General features: G+C 48.3%; 13 protein-coding genes. 3 read left to right on the top strand and 10 right to left on the bottom strand.

All coding sequences use genetic code 11. The features are described 5' to 3' along the window. Position 1: 1 nt before the first annotated feature. The 5 genes from nadE to LHF31_RS10350 are packed head-to-tail and all read right to left on the bottom strand — an operon-like array spanning position 2 to position 6,308. Complete coding sequence (gene nadE, locus LHF31_RS10370; protein ID WP_298003265.1) at positions 2 to 985, bottom strand: NAD(+) synthase; 984 nt, start codon at positions 983 to 985, stop codon at positions 2 to 4. Next, on the bottom strand, positions 982 to 2,964 hold the full coding sequence (asnB, locus tag LHF31_RS10365) for an asparagine synthase (glutamine-hydrolyzing) (protein ID WP_303774204.1): 1,983 nt from the start codon (positions 2,962 to 2,964) through the stop codon (positions 982 to 984). Before asnB ends, nadE begins: the two co-directional genes overlap by 4 nt. Then, positions 2,964 to 4,451: a class I adenylate-forming enzyme family protein gene (locus LHF31_RS10360; protein WP_298005774.1), complete on the bottom strand. Its 1,488-nt coding sequence runs from the start codon at positions 4,449 to 4,451 to the stop codon at positions 2,964 to 2,966. The genes asnB and LHF31_RS10360 overlap by 1 nt, the downstream gene beginning before the upstream one ends. A gap of 17 nt (positions 4,452 to 4,468) precedes the next feature. Continuing rightward, positions 4,469 to 4,732, bottom strand: a complete 264-nt coding sequence (locus LHF31_RS10355) for an acyl carrier protein (RefSeq protein WP_298005777.1) — start codon at positions 4,730 to 4,732, stop codon at positions 4,469 to 4,471. A 37-nt stretch (positions 4,733 to 4,769) separates the two neighbouring features. Then, complete coding sequence (locus LHF31_RS10350) at positions 4,770 to 6,308, bottom strand: class I adenylate-forming enzyme family protein (RefSeq protein WP_298005780.1); 1,539 nt, start codon at positions 6,306 to 6,308, stop codon at positions 4,770 to 4,772. A 191-nt stretch (positions 6,309 to 6,499) separates the two neighbouring features. On the opposite strand from LHF31_RS10350, the gene LHF31_RS10345 reads away from it, so the two are divergent. Then, positions 6,500 to 7,060 (top strand): HAD family hydrolase, encoded by a 561-nt coding sequence (locus LHF31_RS10345; protein WP_298005783.1) that lies wholly within the window; start codon positions 6,500 to 6,502, stop codon positions 7,058 to 7,060. On the opposite strand, the gene LHF31_RS10340 is transcribed toward LHF31_RS10345, so the two are convergent. Both LHF31_RS10340 and LHF31_RS10335 read right to left on the bottom strand, forming a co-directional pair. Further along, a complete protein-coding gene (locus LHF31_RS10340) occupies positions 7,057 to 8,031 on the bottom strand; it encodes a GHMP kinase (protein ID WP_298005786.1) in 975 nt (324 codons plus the stop codon). The genes LHF31_RS10345 and LHF31_RS10340 overlap by 4 nt on opposite strands. 23 nt (positions 8,032 to 8,054) lie before the next feature. Continuing rightward, a complete protein-coding gene (locus tag LHF31_RS10335) occupies positions 8,055 to 9,563 on the bottom strand; it encodes a sugar transferase (RefSeq protein WP_303774203.1) in 1,509 nt (502 codons plus the stop codon). Between the two features lie 476 nt (positions 9,564 to 10,039). Here LHF31_RS10335 and uvrB point away from each other — a divergent pair, with 476 nt between their 5' ends. Then, entirely contained in the window at positions 10,040 to 12,082 is a 2,043-nt protein-coding gene (gene uvrB, locus LHF31_RS10330; protein ID WP_298008307.1) for an excinuclease ABC subunit UvrB, read from the top strand. A gap of 112 nt (positions 12,083 to 12,194) precedes the next feature. Then, the gene (locus LHF31_RS10325; RefSeq protein ID WP_298008303.1) at positions 12,195 to 12,689 is read left to right on the top strand and encodes a hypothetical protein; all 495 of its coding nucleotides are present in this window, start codon (positions 12,195 to 12,197) and stop codon (positions 12,687 to 12,689) included. 77 nt (positions 12,690 to 12,766) lie between these two features. Here LHF31_RS10325 and LHF31_RS10320 read toward each other — a convergent pair whose 3' ends face one another. The 3 genes from LHF31_RS10320 to LHF31_RS10310 are packed head-to-tail and all read right to left on the bottom strand — an operon-like array spanning position 12,767 to position 15,328. Beyond that, positions 12,767 to 13,066 (bottom strand): acylphosphatase, encoded by a 300-nt coding sequence (locus LHF31_RS10320; protein WP_363324782.1) that lies wholly within the window; start codon positions 13,064 to 13,066, stop codon positions 12,767 to 12,769. Between the two features lie 31 nt (positions 13,067 to 13,097). After that, on the bottom strand, positions 13,098 to 14,294 hold the full coding sequence (locus tag LHF31_RS10315; RefSeq protein WP_298008299.1) for a peptidase MA family metallohydrolase: 1,197 nt from the start codon (positions 14,292 to 14,294) through the stop codon (positions 13,098 to 13,100). Positions 14,295 to 14,305: 11 nt separating this feature from the next. Then, entirely contained in the window at positions 14,306 to 15,328 is a 1,023-nt protein-coding gene (locus LHF31_RS10310) for a HEAT repeat domain-containing protein (protein ID WP_298008295.1), read from the bottom strand. Positions 15,329 to 15,341: the final 13 nt, after the last annotated feature.

Here is a 15,341-nt window from a genome sequence, read left to right as displayed (position 1 = left end):
TTTACTCGAGTTGGGCGGGGTGAGCCCGCAGGTATTGGGTAGCGCGTTTTTTACGTTCGATATCGGCAATGACTCGGTTAACCTGTTCTTCGGTCAGTTCTGCCGCTTCGGCAATCTCTTTTACCGGCACCTGTTTTTCGTACCCAGCCCAGATCAAGTCCAGCAAGTGGAAAGGAATGCGATAGAAGAATTCTTCCTGAGTACTCCCAGCCGGGTATGTGTCGGTGGTTGGGGTGCGTTCCTGAATTTCTATGGGAATGTCCAGATATCGGGCAAGTTGATAAACCTGAGTTTTATAGAGATGTGCGATGGGGTTCACATCCGAACCACCATCTCCATACTTGACAAAAAATCCCAGGTCATGCTCATTTTTATTTGGCGTTCCAATGACTGCATAATTGCGCAGTTCGGCGTGGTAATAAAGCAATGCCATCCGCGTTCTTTGTTTGAAATTAGAAGCCGAAACGATTTGAGCATATTCCTGCAGCGGTAAGCGTTTGGTTAACTCAGTGCCATCAGGCTTGATGACAGTGAGGGAAAACACATTCAATCGATCTTCTTTCAGTAGATTTCCGGGCAGGACAATCTTAGACTTCCAATTTGGCTCAAAATCAGGAAAGATTCTTTGAATGGCTTCATCTCTGCGGCGATAACACCCAAAGCCCTCGAGTGCAGGAGATATATCCTCGGTCACCGTTTGTACTCCAAACTGTCTTGCCAGTGTGTGAGCCAGTTCTGTGCTTTCCGGGCTGGATTCCTTTTCAGGCAGCAGAATTCCAACCACGCGTTGGGCTCCAAAAGCCCGAACACACAGGGCTAACACCACCGAGGAGTCGATCCCGCCGGAAATGCCCACCACGGCTCCCTGTTTTCTTAATCGGTGAAGAACCTCTTCTTTTAAAAATTTGGTGATTCGTTCCACTTCTATTGGAACGTCCAGATCCAGTGTCTGTCGGCTAAATGCTTTCATGGTTTCGTGGTTCATAAAATAGTCCCTTCTGAATTTCTGCGAATGACTTTAATTTTGTTTAATGGCAACTGATTCCTTTGGGGTGAAGGAAAATGTTGAATAAATTGCCTGTAAATCAATTGGGTGGAAAGGATACCGGCGATTGCCATGTCTTCCACTTCGCTGAGAGGAATCCCACGAGAGGCTTTCTGAAATAACTGGTTTACTGCCAGAGGATTAAACAGGCTGGTTTCCTCTAAGAACTCGGGGGAGGTTATCTCGGTTACGTAATCTGGCGGGTTGGGATGATAAAAACTTTTATGGATGGGAGCGCGATAGGGTTTCTTTCGCCTTTTCCAGATCTCCTCAGGCAACAGGTTACGGGCAATTTGCCGTAAAATCCATTTCTCTGTCAATCCATATAACTTCCATTCCGCGGGCAATTGATTGGCAAACTCAACCACTCGATAATCCAGGAAGGGAAACCTGCCTTCTACAGAATGCGCCATGGCTACTCGATCGCCCTGGGATGAGAGCAGATAGGAAGAAAGAAAGGTGGTAATTTCCAGATACTGGGCTTTTGAAAGTGCGTTCCAGGAATCGAACCTTGCCGGTAAAGGCAGGCGTTGAGCCAGTGACACCCATTCCTGGGCGGGTTGAGGTTGAAGGAATCGCAAAAGCCGCATCCCGTTCTTCCATCGAATCATGTGGGAATAATAAGGCGATTGGGTCGCGGTTAAGTCCATCTTGAAAAACGCCATGAAAAAATTTCTCGCGGAGTCTGAAAGTCCGGCAATTTCCGGGTAGAGCGTACCCAGTAATCTGGGTCTCAGGGTGGATTCCGGGTTGCGCGCCCAAAAGCGGCGAATGATCATTTCTTTGAAAATGTCATATCCGCCAAAGAGTTCATCGGCTCCTTCTCCTGTGATGACCACTTTAAAACCATGTTGATGCACCAGATCTGAAAGCAGGTACATGGGAACGGGAGCAGTTCGGAGGATGGGGGTTTCGGTGTGCCAGAGCACCTCTGGAAATTTTCGCCCAATATCTTCGTAAGTGGTATAGACTACATGGTGATGCGTTCCCAGGGTTTCTGCCATTTTCTTTTGGAACGCACTCTCATCATACTGGGGATCCGAGAACGCAATTGAGAACGTTTCAAGCCGGCTTTGAGAGTATTTTCGAATCAGGGCGGTGGTGAGGGAGGAATCCAATCCTCCAGAGAGATAGGCTCCAACCGGGACATCTGCACGTAAACGAATCAGGGTGGCATCGAGCAAAAGGCGTTGCAATTCTTCCAGAGCCACTTTCATGGGAATCTGAGGTTCGTCTCTGTCAGAGAAGTTCAGACTCCAGTAAGGCTGAAGATGGATTTTTTCATCCTGGTATAAAAGAAAATGCCCTGGCGGGATCTGGAAGATATTGGAAAAGGTGGAGAGGGGCGGTTGAGGACTCCAGAAGACAAATGTCTCTACAAGAGCATCCCGGTTGATTTCAGCATTGATCCCGGGGTATGCAAGAATGCTCTTCATTTCTGAGCCAAACACAAAGGCTTGAGGGGTTTGGGTGTAATACAGCGGGCGAATTCCCAGGCGGTCCCGTGCCAGAAACAAAGACCGATTCCTTTCGTCCCAGATTGCAATGGCAAATTGCCCGTTCAAAAGGTTCAGACAGTCCGCTCCATATTCCTCGTACAGGTGCAGAATGACTTCTGTATCTGTGCGGGTGGTAAAGGTATGTCCCAGGGCTTGTAAACGTCCGCGCAACTCCGGGTAATTAAATACCTCTCCGTTGTACACAATCCATAAGGACTGGTCTTCGTTGGATATGGGCTGCTGCCCTCCACTAAGGTCAATAATGCTGAGCCGGGCACTGCCCATCCCCACCTGTTTATTCAGGTACAACCCAAACTCATCCGGTCCCCGATGGCTAATCATGGAAATCATCCCCAACAGGACATCCTGTTGAACAGGGGGGCTCGGGTTAGAAGCAATGACCCCGGCAATTCCACACATTACAGCGTCTCTTTTCGACTAATTTGTTTACGCAACTCGGTTTTAACCACTTTTCCATGTGCATTGGTTGGGAGGACTGGCACGAAATACACATCCCTGGGCACCATGTAATTGGGTAGCCGTTTTGCGCAGTGGGTTAGAATCTCTTTTTCGTTTAACGTGGCACCATCCCGGAGAACCACAAAGGCTAAAATGGCTTCTCCACGAACAAGGTCTGGTTCGCCAATCACTGCGGCGGCAACCAGATCGGGAATTTCCATCAACACCGCTTCAACTTGCTGGCTGGAGACCCGATACCCGTAAGTTTTGATGAAATCGGCTTTCCGATCCACAATGTAAAAAAAGCCATCGGCATCTACTGTTGCCAAGTCACCTGTTTTCAATTCTCCGTTGACAAATTTTTCTGCGGTGGCTTCGGGATCATCCCAGTAACCCGGGCAGATATTATCGCCTCGCGCATAAATTTCTCCAACCTCATCCGGTTTTACCGGTTTACCCTCCTCGTTCAGGACACGCAGGGTTACCCCTGGAATACCTTTGCCAATAGAGCCAAGTTTATGAGGTAATAAATCGGGGGGAAGATAGGACAATCGGGCTGTGGCTTCAGTCTGCCCATACATGACAAAAATTTTGGCGTGAGGCACGGCGTGCATCAATTCTTGTATCAAGATGTTTTGCAGTTTTCCTCCGGCTTGCTGGAGTTTTCGCAAATAGGTCCATTTTCTTCGCGGAAAACTGGAATTACGCAGAAGAGTCTGATAAATGGCAGGTACTCCGGCAAATCCCGTGCATTGGGTTGCTTCCATCAAGTCCAGCACTGTTTCTGGATAGGTGAATGACCCACCGCAGACCAGAGAGGCACCCACCCTCAAATGGGTATGGAGCAGGGAGGTCCCAAAACAGTAGTAAAAGGGGAGCACTGCCATCATTCGTTCCGATGAATCCAGTTCAAGGTATTCAATAATTGAATTGGTGTTGGCTTGAATATTCCTGTGGGTTACTCTGACGGCACGGGGACGCGCAGTAGTGCCAGATGTGGACATCAAAGCGGCATCCTGATCGAGGTTGAAATGAAGGTCAGGTACATCCCAAACGGATTGGGAAGATGAAAGAATATCCTCGAAAAGTGTGCCGATTTGTCCGTCTAAAGAAGCAAGAAATTTTGGATACAGGCGCTTTTCAGCAAGCACTATTCGGGTTCCAGTAAACGCTATGAATTTTTGAGTTTCTTCAGGAGTATGGGTAGTGGCAAGGGGGACTGCAATTGCGCCACTTTTCAAAATTGCCAGGTAGGAACAAACCCAGAAAAACGAATTGGCTCCCAGTATTGCCACCCGATCGCCCGGTTGTACTCCGCATTGAAGCAATGCCGCCAGAACGCGGGAACTGCCCTGGCGAATGTCAGCGTAGGTATACCGGTGTTCTGGAAGAACCAGAGCGACATCATTATCTCTTCCCCGTTCAAGTAAATAATCAGCAGTATTCATATGTTCCCCTTCTCACCTTATTGATTGAGCACCAGAGATTGTTTCCTGCGGATATAGGATGCCAGTTGGGCGACCGAGTCAAAATTTTCAGGGATGATTTCTGCATCTTCGACTTTAATGCTAAACTTTTCTTCAACAAACATCACAATTTCCAGCACATTCATTGAGTCCACAATGCCGTTTTCCAGAAACGAGGCTGTATCTGGATAGGGGAACCCATTTGTGGAAAATAAAATATTCTGGGCAATGTATGATCGAATCTGTTCTTCAATGGAATTCATGGGGGACCTCCTGATTTAACCAAAAAATGTCTGAATGTTATGCGGGGATTTCTCCCCTTAATGCTCGCTTATTGATCTTCCCGCTATTTGTTTTAGGCAAATCGGGTACAAAATGCACTTCTTTGGGTACTTTGAAATTCTCAAGATGTTGGACACAATACTGTAATACTTCTTTACTGGTCAGGTGGGGGTTCTGAGATACGAGGTATACCTCAATAGCCTGTCCCAGGATGGGGTCGGGAACACCAATGGCAGCGACTTCAACAACGCCCGGAATTTGGGAAATGACTCTTTCAATTTCCAGAGGGGCAACCTTTTCCCCACCACTTTTGATAACATCATCCTTTCTGGCTACAAAGTAGTAATAGCCTTCTTCATCGCAGGTAAACAGGTCTCCCGTAAAGCAGACGTGCTCGTTGGGATAAATTCCCGGACGAAAGCGCTCTGAGGTGGCTTGAGGATCTTTCCAGTATCCCCGCATCACGTGACGCCCTCGCACCACTAACTCCCCTACCTCCCCGGGAGGAAGCCGGTTTCCATGTTCATCTACAATCCAAACTTCCGTTCCCGGGATAGGAATCCCCACGGACCTGGGACGAAGACTCAATTGCTCTGGGGGAAGGTAAAGCGTTCGTTTCGTCTCAGTGAGACCATACATCGAATAGAACCTGACCCAGGGGAACTTTTGCAGGATTTGCTGGATTTGGCTGACTTGCAATGCTGCTGCCGTATTGGTCATGTATCGAATACTGGTAAGGTCATATGGGGATAAATCCATTTGGAGCAATGTGGCATAAACCGTGGGTACTCCGGGAAATCCAGACACTTTCTCCCGTTGTATTTTTTCCAGAATGTTTGTGGGAAAAGCAAAACTTTTTTCTAATACGAGCGTTCCACCAAATTTAAACGTCATGAGCAACTGGTACAATCCGTAGTCGAAAGAAAGGGGCAGGAAGTTTATCACAATGTCGTCTGGGGTGTTTTGAAGATAAGAGATGATCGAATCGGTGGCAAAATCTACGTTGCTATGGTCAGACATCACCCCTTTTGGTTCTCCCGTGCTTCCCGATGTGTAAATAATGGTGGCAAGGTCCAGATCAATACAAAGAATATCGGGGCGTCCAGAATCAAAGCCCAGTAATTCATGGAATTTAATCCATCCCTGAAGTTCAAAATTGGGGGAGGTTTGCGAGGGAACCTGAATCAGAATAGATGGGCGATATTTTTCAAAGGAGAAACGTGGGATATCACCGGGTTTTGAGCCTGCAAAGAACGCTTTTGCTTCAGTTTCTTCGAGAATAAAAGCAACTTTTTCCAGTGGGGTTGAAGGATGCAAGACAGTGAACACCCCGCCAGCCTTGAGGATGCCAAAAATGCATAAAACGGCTTCTGTAGTATTGCCAATGTGCAGAATTGCGCGGTCCCCCCGACGAAATCCTGAGAAAATCAAGGCATTGGCTATCCGATTGGCTTTCTCTTCTATCTCAGCGTAGGTCAATTTCTGATAACCGCAAATCAGCGCGTTTTTTTCTGGGAACCGTTCGGCGCTCTTTTCAAGAAATTGTTGAACAAGCATCTCAATCTACTTCAGGAGCAAATTCAGAAAGGATTTCTGGCGCGCTCCGCCCTTTCGACAATCTGTTTGTCGAAGCGAATTCCTTTTTATGTCCGTACAGGAAAGGTTTCCTTTCCGGGAAACGCTTTTCCTTTCGTTTTTTGAAACCCCTTGATCTTGCGAGCCGTATCCTTTTATGCTACAGTTTGGGCATGGATGCGGCCATTTTTCTGGATCGAGATGGGGTCATCATCGAAAACCGTGATCAGTATGTGCGCTGCTGGGAAGATGTGGCCTTTATCCCGGCAGCAGTCGATGCGTTATGCTCCATTCGAGACACCCCGTTGCGCATTGTTCTGGTTACCAATCAATCTGCGGTTGGGCGGGGGTTGATTACCCTGGAAGCGGCTCTGGAAATCAATCGCAGGGTGATTGACTATATCCAGGTGATGGGGGGACGCATAGATGGAACGTGGATGTGCCCGCACGCACCAGAAGCGAACTGTTCCTGCAGAAAACCCAAACCCGGGTTGCTCTTGCAAGCTGCCAGTGCCATGAACCTGGATTTGTCGCGTTCCTTTATGGTGGGAGATGCGTTGAGCGATCTCCAGGCAGGATGGGCGGCAGGGGTTCGCGAAGCCATTCTGGTGCGCACTGGCAGAGGGAACCACCAGTCCCAATTGCCGCAGGTGGCGGAATTGCCTCCTTTCCATACGTTTGATAATCTGGCAGAAGCACTGGTTCATATCTGTTCTCAGGTATCTTGCACTTAGCGACGATAATTGAAAATCACTTTACTGCCGTCCGGCTCTAACTGGACAGGCAGTTCCTTCATCGAACGGAGAGCATATCTCACGGCTTCCCGTTTTTCATAAGGACAATAAAGCAACAGAAAACCACCTCCTCCAGCACCAGCGATTTTTCCGCCCAGTGCGCCAGCAGACCGGGCAGATTCGTAGGCTTCCTCAATCATGCCATTGCTGATTCCGCTGGCAAGTTGCTTTTTCAACAGCCAGCTCTCATGTAGCAGTTTTCCCAGCACATCCACGTTGCCACGAAGTAGTTCCTGACGGGCTGTTTTTGCCATGTCTTTCATTTCTCGTAAGATTACCAGGCGCTGTTGAATGTTCTGTTGTTGTTCGGTGAGAATCGAATCGGCTTGACGGGTGACTCCGGTGAAAAATATCAGCAGGCTCTCATTCAGGTGTCGCTTTACAGCCGGGTCCAGCGAAACCGGATGCACATGAATAGAACCGTCCCGCTTAAATTCAATGAATCGAATTCCACCAAATGCTGAAATATACTGATCTTGAACCCCAATTGGCTTTTTCAATCGTTCGATTTCGATTTCGCAGGCTTCTCTGGCAAGCCGAGCGGCAGGGATGTTTTCATTCAAATAAGTGTACATGGCATGAAGAGCGCCTACCGTGACTGCGCTGGACGATCCTAGTCCGGATCCGGCAGGAATATCTCCCATTGTGGTAATTTCGACGCCTTTCTCTATACCCGTCAACTTCAAGGCTTCACGGATAAGTTCATGCTGAATTTCATCCACCCGCTCTACCATTTCGGTACGTGTGTAACCAATACGCAGTTTATCGTCATACCGTTGTTTAATGACAACAAAGATGTATTTATCAATTGCAGTCGAAAGGACACAGCCTTCTTCCTGAAGATAGTAATCCGGAAAGTCTGTTCCACCACCAAAGAAACTGATTCGAAGCGGAGATTGAACGATAATCACAATAACCTCTCTATCGGAACGGCTTAATATGCCCCTTTACGGCTGAGGACAGCCGGAATAGTTCTGAAAAGAATTTGCAAATCCAGCCAGATGCTCCAGTTTCGGATATAGTACATATCCATCTGGACGCGCTGATCATAAGAGACATCAGAACGCCCGCTCACCTGCCACAAACCGGTAATGCCGGGTTTCACAGTGAGCAGGTTCATCCCATGTTCCTGATACTTCTCCATTTCCTCGGGGGAAATCATCCTTGGTCCCACCAGCGACATTTCCCCTTTAATAACATTAATGATTTGAGGGAGTTCATCCAGGCTGGTTTTGCGTAAGAATCTGCCTGCCCGGGTGACCCGGGGATCATCTTTTAACTTATGCTCTCGAGCCAGTTGGGCTTTTAATTCTGGATAGGCATCCAGGATGGCATCCCCGTTGACATACATGGTGCGGAATTTGAATGCATCAAAGGTGCGCCCATTGACCCCCATGACCCGGCGGCGATGAAACACCGGGCCTCTGGAATCCAGTGCAATCCAAAGTGCAATGATTGCACCGATGGGAAGAATCAACGGCAGTAAAAGCAAGGAGAGCCCCAGATCAAGAGCCTTTTTGAGTACCTGATCCCAACCCGTTAGCCGAATTTTGTTGACCTTGACCAGGGGAACCGAGGCAATTTCCTGAACCTGCAATCCTGTGGTAATGATTTCATACACACCCGAAGAAAGTCTTAAGTTGACTCCCTCAGCAATCCCAAACAATTTGAATAAACTGACAATATCCTGTGCGTTTACTGCACTTGAAGTAATGATGATTTCTTCAACATTTTTCTCGTGGACGATTTTCTCGATATCGTTAAGATCTCCCAGGATGCTTTCGTTGGGGATTGCTCTGGAGGATGAGGAAGGGCAATCAATATGGCCTACCACTCTTAATCCAGAGGAATTTGGTGGATCAAACTGGTTTGCCAGAAGTTGGGCTTCCGCATTTGTGCCTACGATGATGGCATTGCTGATGAACATACCTTTTCGACGTAGAAAATAAATCGCCCGTCGAAAAAGGAAGCGTGTAAGGAATGAGAACAGGAATACAAAAATCCAGGTCAGGAGTAACCATCCTCGCGCCAGAATGAAATCCGGTATCAGGAAATTTGCGGTAATAATGAGAAACATGGAAATGGTGGTGGCGTTGAACAGGAGAGAATACTCTTTGGTTCCTCCCAGTAGATTAGGGCGAGAGTACAGTCCGTGGAGGGCAAAAATCCCCAACCAGAGAGGGAGCAGGACTATCCCTAAAAACAGGTAAAAACGCAAGGATACACTTTCTTCAACGGAAAAGAAGATGGGGAGATTGAGTTCAAACCGGATGAGATAAGCCACCAGAAAACCAGAAGCAATTGAGATTGCATCCAGAATCACCAGAGCAATGGTTAACGCACGCCACTGATGCTTTTGCTGCGGGGTGGCAATCTGGTGCAGAATGCGGAATTGGTGTTTTTCGGTTGTGGGAATTCCTGTTTTTTTCGTTAAGGACGCCACTTGCTTCTCCCTTTCTATCCTGACGGAAGGCGTTGTTCTGTTGTTCTCTCTCGCTCATCCGTGGGCATGAGGATGCTGCAAGGCGTTATGGAATAAAGAAAAAGCCCACTGACGGGTGTCAAGTGGACGGTTTCGCCATTGGCTCATCGAGGCTTCTGCTCGAAAATTCGAGCAAGCGACCAATTTACAGTCCTCGAGTCATCGCCTCCACTTTTTCAAAATCAAACGTGAGTTTGAAAAAGATACAAATTACTAAAATTCTTTACGATTCGAATCATAATCGCCGCAGAATTAAAAGTCAATATCCTCAAGAGGAAGTTTGAAAAAGTGTTACTGAAATGCAACACTTAACCAAAGAAGGATTTACAGTATTCGTTAAGTCCTATTAACTTAAAAAATTGCTCGTTGACGGTTCCCCAGGTTTTTTATACAATAGAACAGGCTTTCTGAAATAGGAAAGTCTTAAGGAGAGCAGAATGGATTTTAAACTTCACGCGCCTTTCCAGCCCATGGGCGATCAGCCAGAAGCCATTGAGAAACTTGTAGAAGGAATCCGCAAGGGCATGCGTCATCAGGTGCTTCTGGGGGCGACAGGAACGGGTAAAACATTTACGATGGCAAATATCATTGCCCGGTTGAACATGCCGGCGCTGGTCATTGCCCATAACAAGACGCTGGCGGCTCAATTGTATGCTGAGTTCAAAGAGTTCTTTCCAGAAAATGCGGTAGAGTACTTTGTTTCTTACTACGATTACTACCAGCCCGAGGCTTACGTCCCTCAACGGGATTTGTATATTGAGAAAGATGCCGACATTAATGAGGAAATTGAACGGTTACGACTTTCAGCAACGACGGCGTTGATGACTCGACGGGATGTCATTATTGTGGCTTCGGTGTCCTGTATTTATGGTTTGGGTAGCCCGGAAGAGTACGGAAATAAAGCCGTCACTCTGGAAGTAGGGCACATTTACCGGCGTAATGCTTTGCTGCGGATACTGGTGGAGAGTCAGTATCAGAGAAACGACATGGAATTACGTCCAGGGGTGTTTCGGGTTCGTGGGGAGACGCTCGAAGTATTCCCGGCATACGAAGACCGCCGGGCGTACCGCATTCAATTCTTTGGCGATGAGGTGGAACGAATTCTGGAATTCAACCCTCTCACCGGAGAGGTCTATGGACAACCTACGCAAATCAGCATTTTCCCGGCGAAACACTATGTCACCAAAGAAGAATCTCTGAAAAAAGCCATTCAGGATATTGAACAGGAACTTCAAGAACGGATTGCCTATTTCAAGTCTCAGGGAAAACTACTCGAAGCCCAGCGCATTGAACAACGAACGCTTTACGATCTGGAAATGCTCAGGGAAGTTGGCTATTGCTCGGGCATTGAGAATTACTCCCGCCACCTGGATCAGCGTCCACCGGGTTCTCCCCCGTGGACATTGATTGATTACCTTCCCAGTGAGTATCTGTTGTTCATTGACGAATCTCACATGTCCATTCCGCAAATTCGAGGGATGTACAACGGCGACCGGTCCCGCAAACAGGTACTGGTGGATTACGGATTCCGCCTTCCATCTGCGCTGGATAACCGCCCATTGAAGTTCGATGAATTTGAGCAGCACATGGGGTATGTGATTTACACATCCGCGACCCCCGGGCCATATGAAATGGCAAGAGCCGAACAGGTTGTGGAACAAATTATCCGTCCCACAGGGTTAATTGATCCTGAAGTGGAGGTGCGACCTACAGTCGGACAAATTGACGACTTGATACGTGAGATTCGCATGCGGGTTGAGGTTGGAGAGCGCGTTCTGGTCACCACTTTAACCAAGCGCATGGCAGAAGACCTCTCAGAGTATCTCATGGAATTGGGCATTAAAGTCCATTATCTGCACTCGGAGGTGGAAACGCTGGAACGGGTGGGTATCTTACGTGATCTTCGCCTTGGCGTTTTTGACGTAGTGGTGGGGATTAACCTGCTTCGTGAGGGATTGGATTTACCTGAAGTTTCCCTCGTGGCTATTCTGGATGCGGATAAGGAAGGCTTTTTACGCTCCGCTACGGCACTGATTCAAACGATTGGACGTGCCGCCCGCAATGTTCATGGAAAGGTGATCATGTATGCAGATCACGTGACTGACGCCATGCGGACTGCCATTGAGGAAACCAATCGTCGGCGCGCCAAGCAGATGGCGTATAACGAAAAAATGGGCATTATTCCTGTCAGCATTCAAAAAGCCATTCACGACATCACCCAACAAATGGGCGTACAGCCTCAGATGGTCGCTGAAAAGGGCGGTGAGTATCGTACTGGAACACCTCACGGCTTGCCGAGAAATGAACTCCAGCGCATGATTCAAGAGTTGGAAAAACAAATGAAACAAGCCGCGCGCAATTTGGAGTTTGAGCGGGCTGCCGCTTTACGTGATCAGGTATTTGAACTGAAGGCTCTACTGGTTGAGGAATCGGATTTGACACCTCTCCAGCGCGCCCGTCTTCTTGCGGGAGAAGAATAATTCATTCATTCTTCAAATCGTCTTCATCAATTCTTCAAAACTCTTTTGTATGATCAATCCAGATCAACAGGAAAATGATTTCCTGAAACTTCAAAGATCTGGAGGTAACAAAATGAAAAAGAGTGTTTGGATGGTCTTAAGTATTTTGATGCTGGTTGGGGTTGTTTCCCTTGCCGGAGTTTCGCTGGTTCACGCCCAAACGGCAACACCGCCTGCGCCGGGTACGGGTACTCCGGGTTTGTATCGGGAAACCATGAGAGAGTACATGCATGCCGCCCTGGCAGAGCAGTTAGGTCTTACAAAAGAAGAACTTGAAACGCGTCTTTCCGAAGGGCAAACCGTTTACCAGATTGCTCAGGAAAAGGGGCTTTCTGTGGATGAATTTCGTACTTTGATGATTAACGCCCGCACAACCGCACTGGATCGCATGGTTGCGGATGGTGTCATCACCCAGGAACAGGCTGATTGGATGAAAACCCGTGGGTTGGGTCGTGGTGGACGCGCTGGCGGGAATGGTGGTTGCCCGATGATGGGCGGTCAATGGGGAACTTCGCAAAATCCGGGTGTATTCCGTGGCGGACGGGGGATGATGGGCGGTAACCGATAAGTTGACGGTTTAGAAAAACAGGGGCTGTCCAGATCATAACGGACAGCCCTTTTCCCTTTTTTCAGGGATACCTGGCTTTAAAACGAACTGTAAGAGGTGGGAAGAATGCTGAATTTGGGGAATTGTCCGGTGGCTTGTTCCCATTGGACCCGCACGTCAATGACGTGAGCACTGCGAGGACCACGGCGCAGGTCGTTCAAAAAGGTCTCCAGGGTTTCCCGTGGACCTTCTGCTGTGACTTCCACATCCCCATCATAGGTGTTCCGTACCCAACCTGTCAAATTGAGGGCTTGAGCGCGCTCGTACACAAAAGCCCGAAAGCCCACTCCCTGAACATGCCCGATGACCAGTGCGTGCAGACGAACAGGTTGTTCCATCATAGTCTTTCCCTTTGAGCAGGAATTTCTGTTATCCTCTGGTTTTGACCAGAATGACAGAGGCGGCGGTGGCTCCAAATAAGACCAGAAACACAATCAAATACGGGGAGAGATTGCGAAAGATCAGCGCTTCCGGGCTCACTCGCAGTTCTTCCTGTTTCCAGCGGGTTTCCATTTGGGTGAGTGTATAAGCAAATGCTTTCTCAAACCCTTTTTCACATTCCAGACCGTTGTTGTACTGTTCCATCAGATTTTGCAGCCCGGTAGCGCCAAAATTTCGATAGAGGTAACGCACAAAAGAATCGCTTTCCGCGTAGGCAAGAAAGGCGCCAGAAGCATCCCGTGGGAAGGATTGGCACAGGGAATTGATTGGGATTAACCGGTTTTCCAGTGCGCTTTGCTCCAGCGCCTGAAGGTAATCGGGATTGGGATACAGTTCGGCAACTGATGCCAGTCCCTCGATTAACCAGATAGGCTGCTGGGTGATTTTCTCCCCCAGAAATTGATATTGTAAAATGTGCATGATCTCATGGGGTATCTGGCGCTCCATTTCCAGACGTTCTTCCAGTCCCGGCGCAATCGAAACAAGGACAAGGTTATGTTCGGGTGCAGCGTGACCTGCAATCCAGGGGTTGGATGATTGCAAGACGTCCCGAATGTCCTGCGATGAATTGTAAACGTAAATCGTGATGGGAGATTGCAGCGTTACAGGAATCAAGCGCTGAGCGGAGCGCAATCCTTCCTCCGCAATGCTCAACGCGGTTGTCCCAAAGTCGGATTCGCGTTCATACCAGTAAACGGAGATGAGATCCCTGGAGGTGATTTCCCACGGGAAACGCGTATCTTCGTAAAGCACTGAATAGGTTGGGCTGAGAATTTCAGTGCCGCTTTGTAATCGTACCCGCAACTGATATTCCAGTCGGGTGAATGGGCGGATTTTCTGTGGAGGTGTCTCAAGCCGATAGACCGCTTCTCCGGTTTCAGAAAGGGACATTGGAAAAGTTTCTGGCGGTGCTTTATCGCTCTGGATGACGAGAACAACCCCTTCTACCGGCACTTCCGAACGAATTGTGGCTTGAAAGGTGATACTCTTTCCAAATTCGGGAATGGCAGCGACATTTTCAAACGCAATGCCTGATTGAGCAAATCCCCGATTTGCAATCATCAGGACAGGAAGGAGCATCATCAGGAAAACCCTTTGCCACTGGAAGAGCCATCCAGGTCTCATCCTCATCCCCCTTAATCTTCCTCGTCATCCTCTTCTGGTTTGGAAAGATCTACCTGCCTTCCGAATTTCTTGAGTTCTTCTTCGTCTTCAATGTCAAAGTCAAACATCATCATGGGGATTTCTTCATTCAATTGAAGATTATCCAGCGCCTGTTCAACGATTTCCAGTTCTTCGTCATCTTCCGTTTCGTCGGCAATTTTTTCCAGAGTCTCACGCACCTGTTCTCCACCAATTTGTGAAAGCGCCCAGATCACAGCGTAACGAATTTCGGAATCCTGGGCTTCCTCTTCTAACAGATCCAGTAAGGTGCGTCGGGCTGATTCGAGTTCCAGTTCCCCGGCGGCACGAATGGCTTCCAACTGGACATTGGCTTTGGGGTGTTTCAGCATCCTTTTGACTTCCGGTTCGTACGCTTTATCATACGACCGTCCCATTGCCAGTAACGCGCTGGCTACCCAGTCGGGATCGTTTGTCTGGTAGGCTTCTCTTACCAGCGCGGGAATTTCTTTCCGGCTGGAAAAACCCAGTGCTTCCAGAGCCCGGCGGCGTACCAGGGTTTCGTCTTTTCCTCGAACCAGGTCAATCAAACGATCCTCAATCTGATGCAGGGTATTTTCCGGCAATTCTTCAAGTTCTCCAAGATAAACGAAATTTCCCAGCGCGCCGGCTGCTTCTGCTCTTACTTCAGCATCGGGGTCGCTCAGAAAATTTAAATACAACGGAATCAGGTTTTCATCGTCGCTTGCCCAGAGCAGACGAATGGCTTGGGCTCTAATCGCGCCATGTTCGTCGTTCAATGCAATGCGGGCAACATTGTCAAAGAATACCAGGGTATCTACATCAGAATTTTCTTCCAAATCGCTCAGCAGGGCTAATCTTCGTGTGGGTTGAATCTGATGCCAGATCTGCTGGAGGGCGTCCAGTTCGTCTTCTTCCAGATCGCTGAAGCGGTGAAGATACGTAGGCGAAAAGGGGGTACTGTCATCCAGCAGGGCTTTAATGACGTGATCAAAAGGTATGGGTTTTCTTGCCATGTTTGCAGTCCTA

The sequence above is a fragment of the Anaerolinea thermophila genome, assembly GCF_020723905.1.
Lineage (GTDB): Bacteria > Chloroflexota > Anaerolineae > Anaerolineales > Anaerolineaceae > Anaerolinea > Anaerolinea thermophila_A.
This window is presented reverse-complemented; position numbering and strand designations above follow the sequence as displayed.

Excerpts from the sequence above, each read along its gene's own strand:
- LHF31_RS10325 (WP_298008303.1), top strand. The coding sequence starts at position 12,195 with ATGAAAAAGAGTGTTTGGATGGTCTTAAGTATTTTGATGCTGGTTGGG.
- LHF31_RS10360 (WP_298005774.1), bottom strand. The coding sequence starts at position 4,451 with ATGAATACTGCTGATTATTTACTTGAACGGGGAAGAGATAATGATGTC.
- LHF31_RS10345 (WP_298005783.1), top strand. The coding sequence starts at position 6,500 with ATGGATGCGGCCATTTTTCTGGATCGAGATGGGGTCATCATCGAAAAC.
- LHF31_RS10310 (WP_298008295.1), bottom strand. The coding sequence starts at position 15,328 with ATGGCAAGAAAACCCATACCTTTTGATCACGTCATTAAAGCCCTGCTG.
- nadE (WP_298003265.1), bottom strand. The coding sequence starts at position 985 with ATGAACCACGAAACCATGAAAGCATTTAGCCGACAGACACTGGATCTG.
- LHF31_RS10315 (WP_298008299.1), bottom strand. The coding sequence starts at position 14,294 with ATGAGACCTGGATGGCTCTTCCAGTGGCAAAGGGTTTTCCTGATGATG.
- asnB (WP_303774204.1), bottom strand. The coding sequence starts at position 2,964 with ATGTGTGGAATTGCCGGGGTCATTGCTTCTAACCCGAGCCCCCCTGTT.
- uvrB (WP_298008307.1), top strand. The coding sequence starts at position 10,040 with ATGGATTTTAAACTTCACGCGCCTTTCCAGCCCATGGGCGATCAGCCA.
- LHF31_RS10350 (WP_298005780.1), bottom strand. The coding sequence starts at position 6,308 with ATGCTTGTTCAACAATTTCTTGAAAAGAGCGCCGAACGGTTCCCAGAA.
- LHF31_RS10355 (WP_298005777.1), bottom strand. The coding sequence starts at position 4,732 with ATGAATTCCATTGAAGAACAGATTCGATCATACATTGCCCAGAATATT.
- LHF31_RS10320 (WP_363324782.1), bottom strand. The coding sequence starts at position 13,066 with ATGGAACAACCTGTTCGTCTGCACGCACTGGTCATCGGGCATGTTCAG.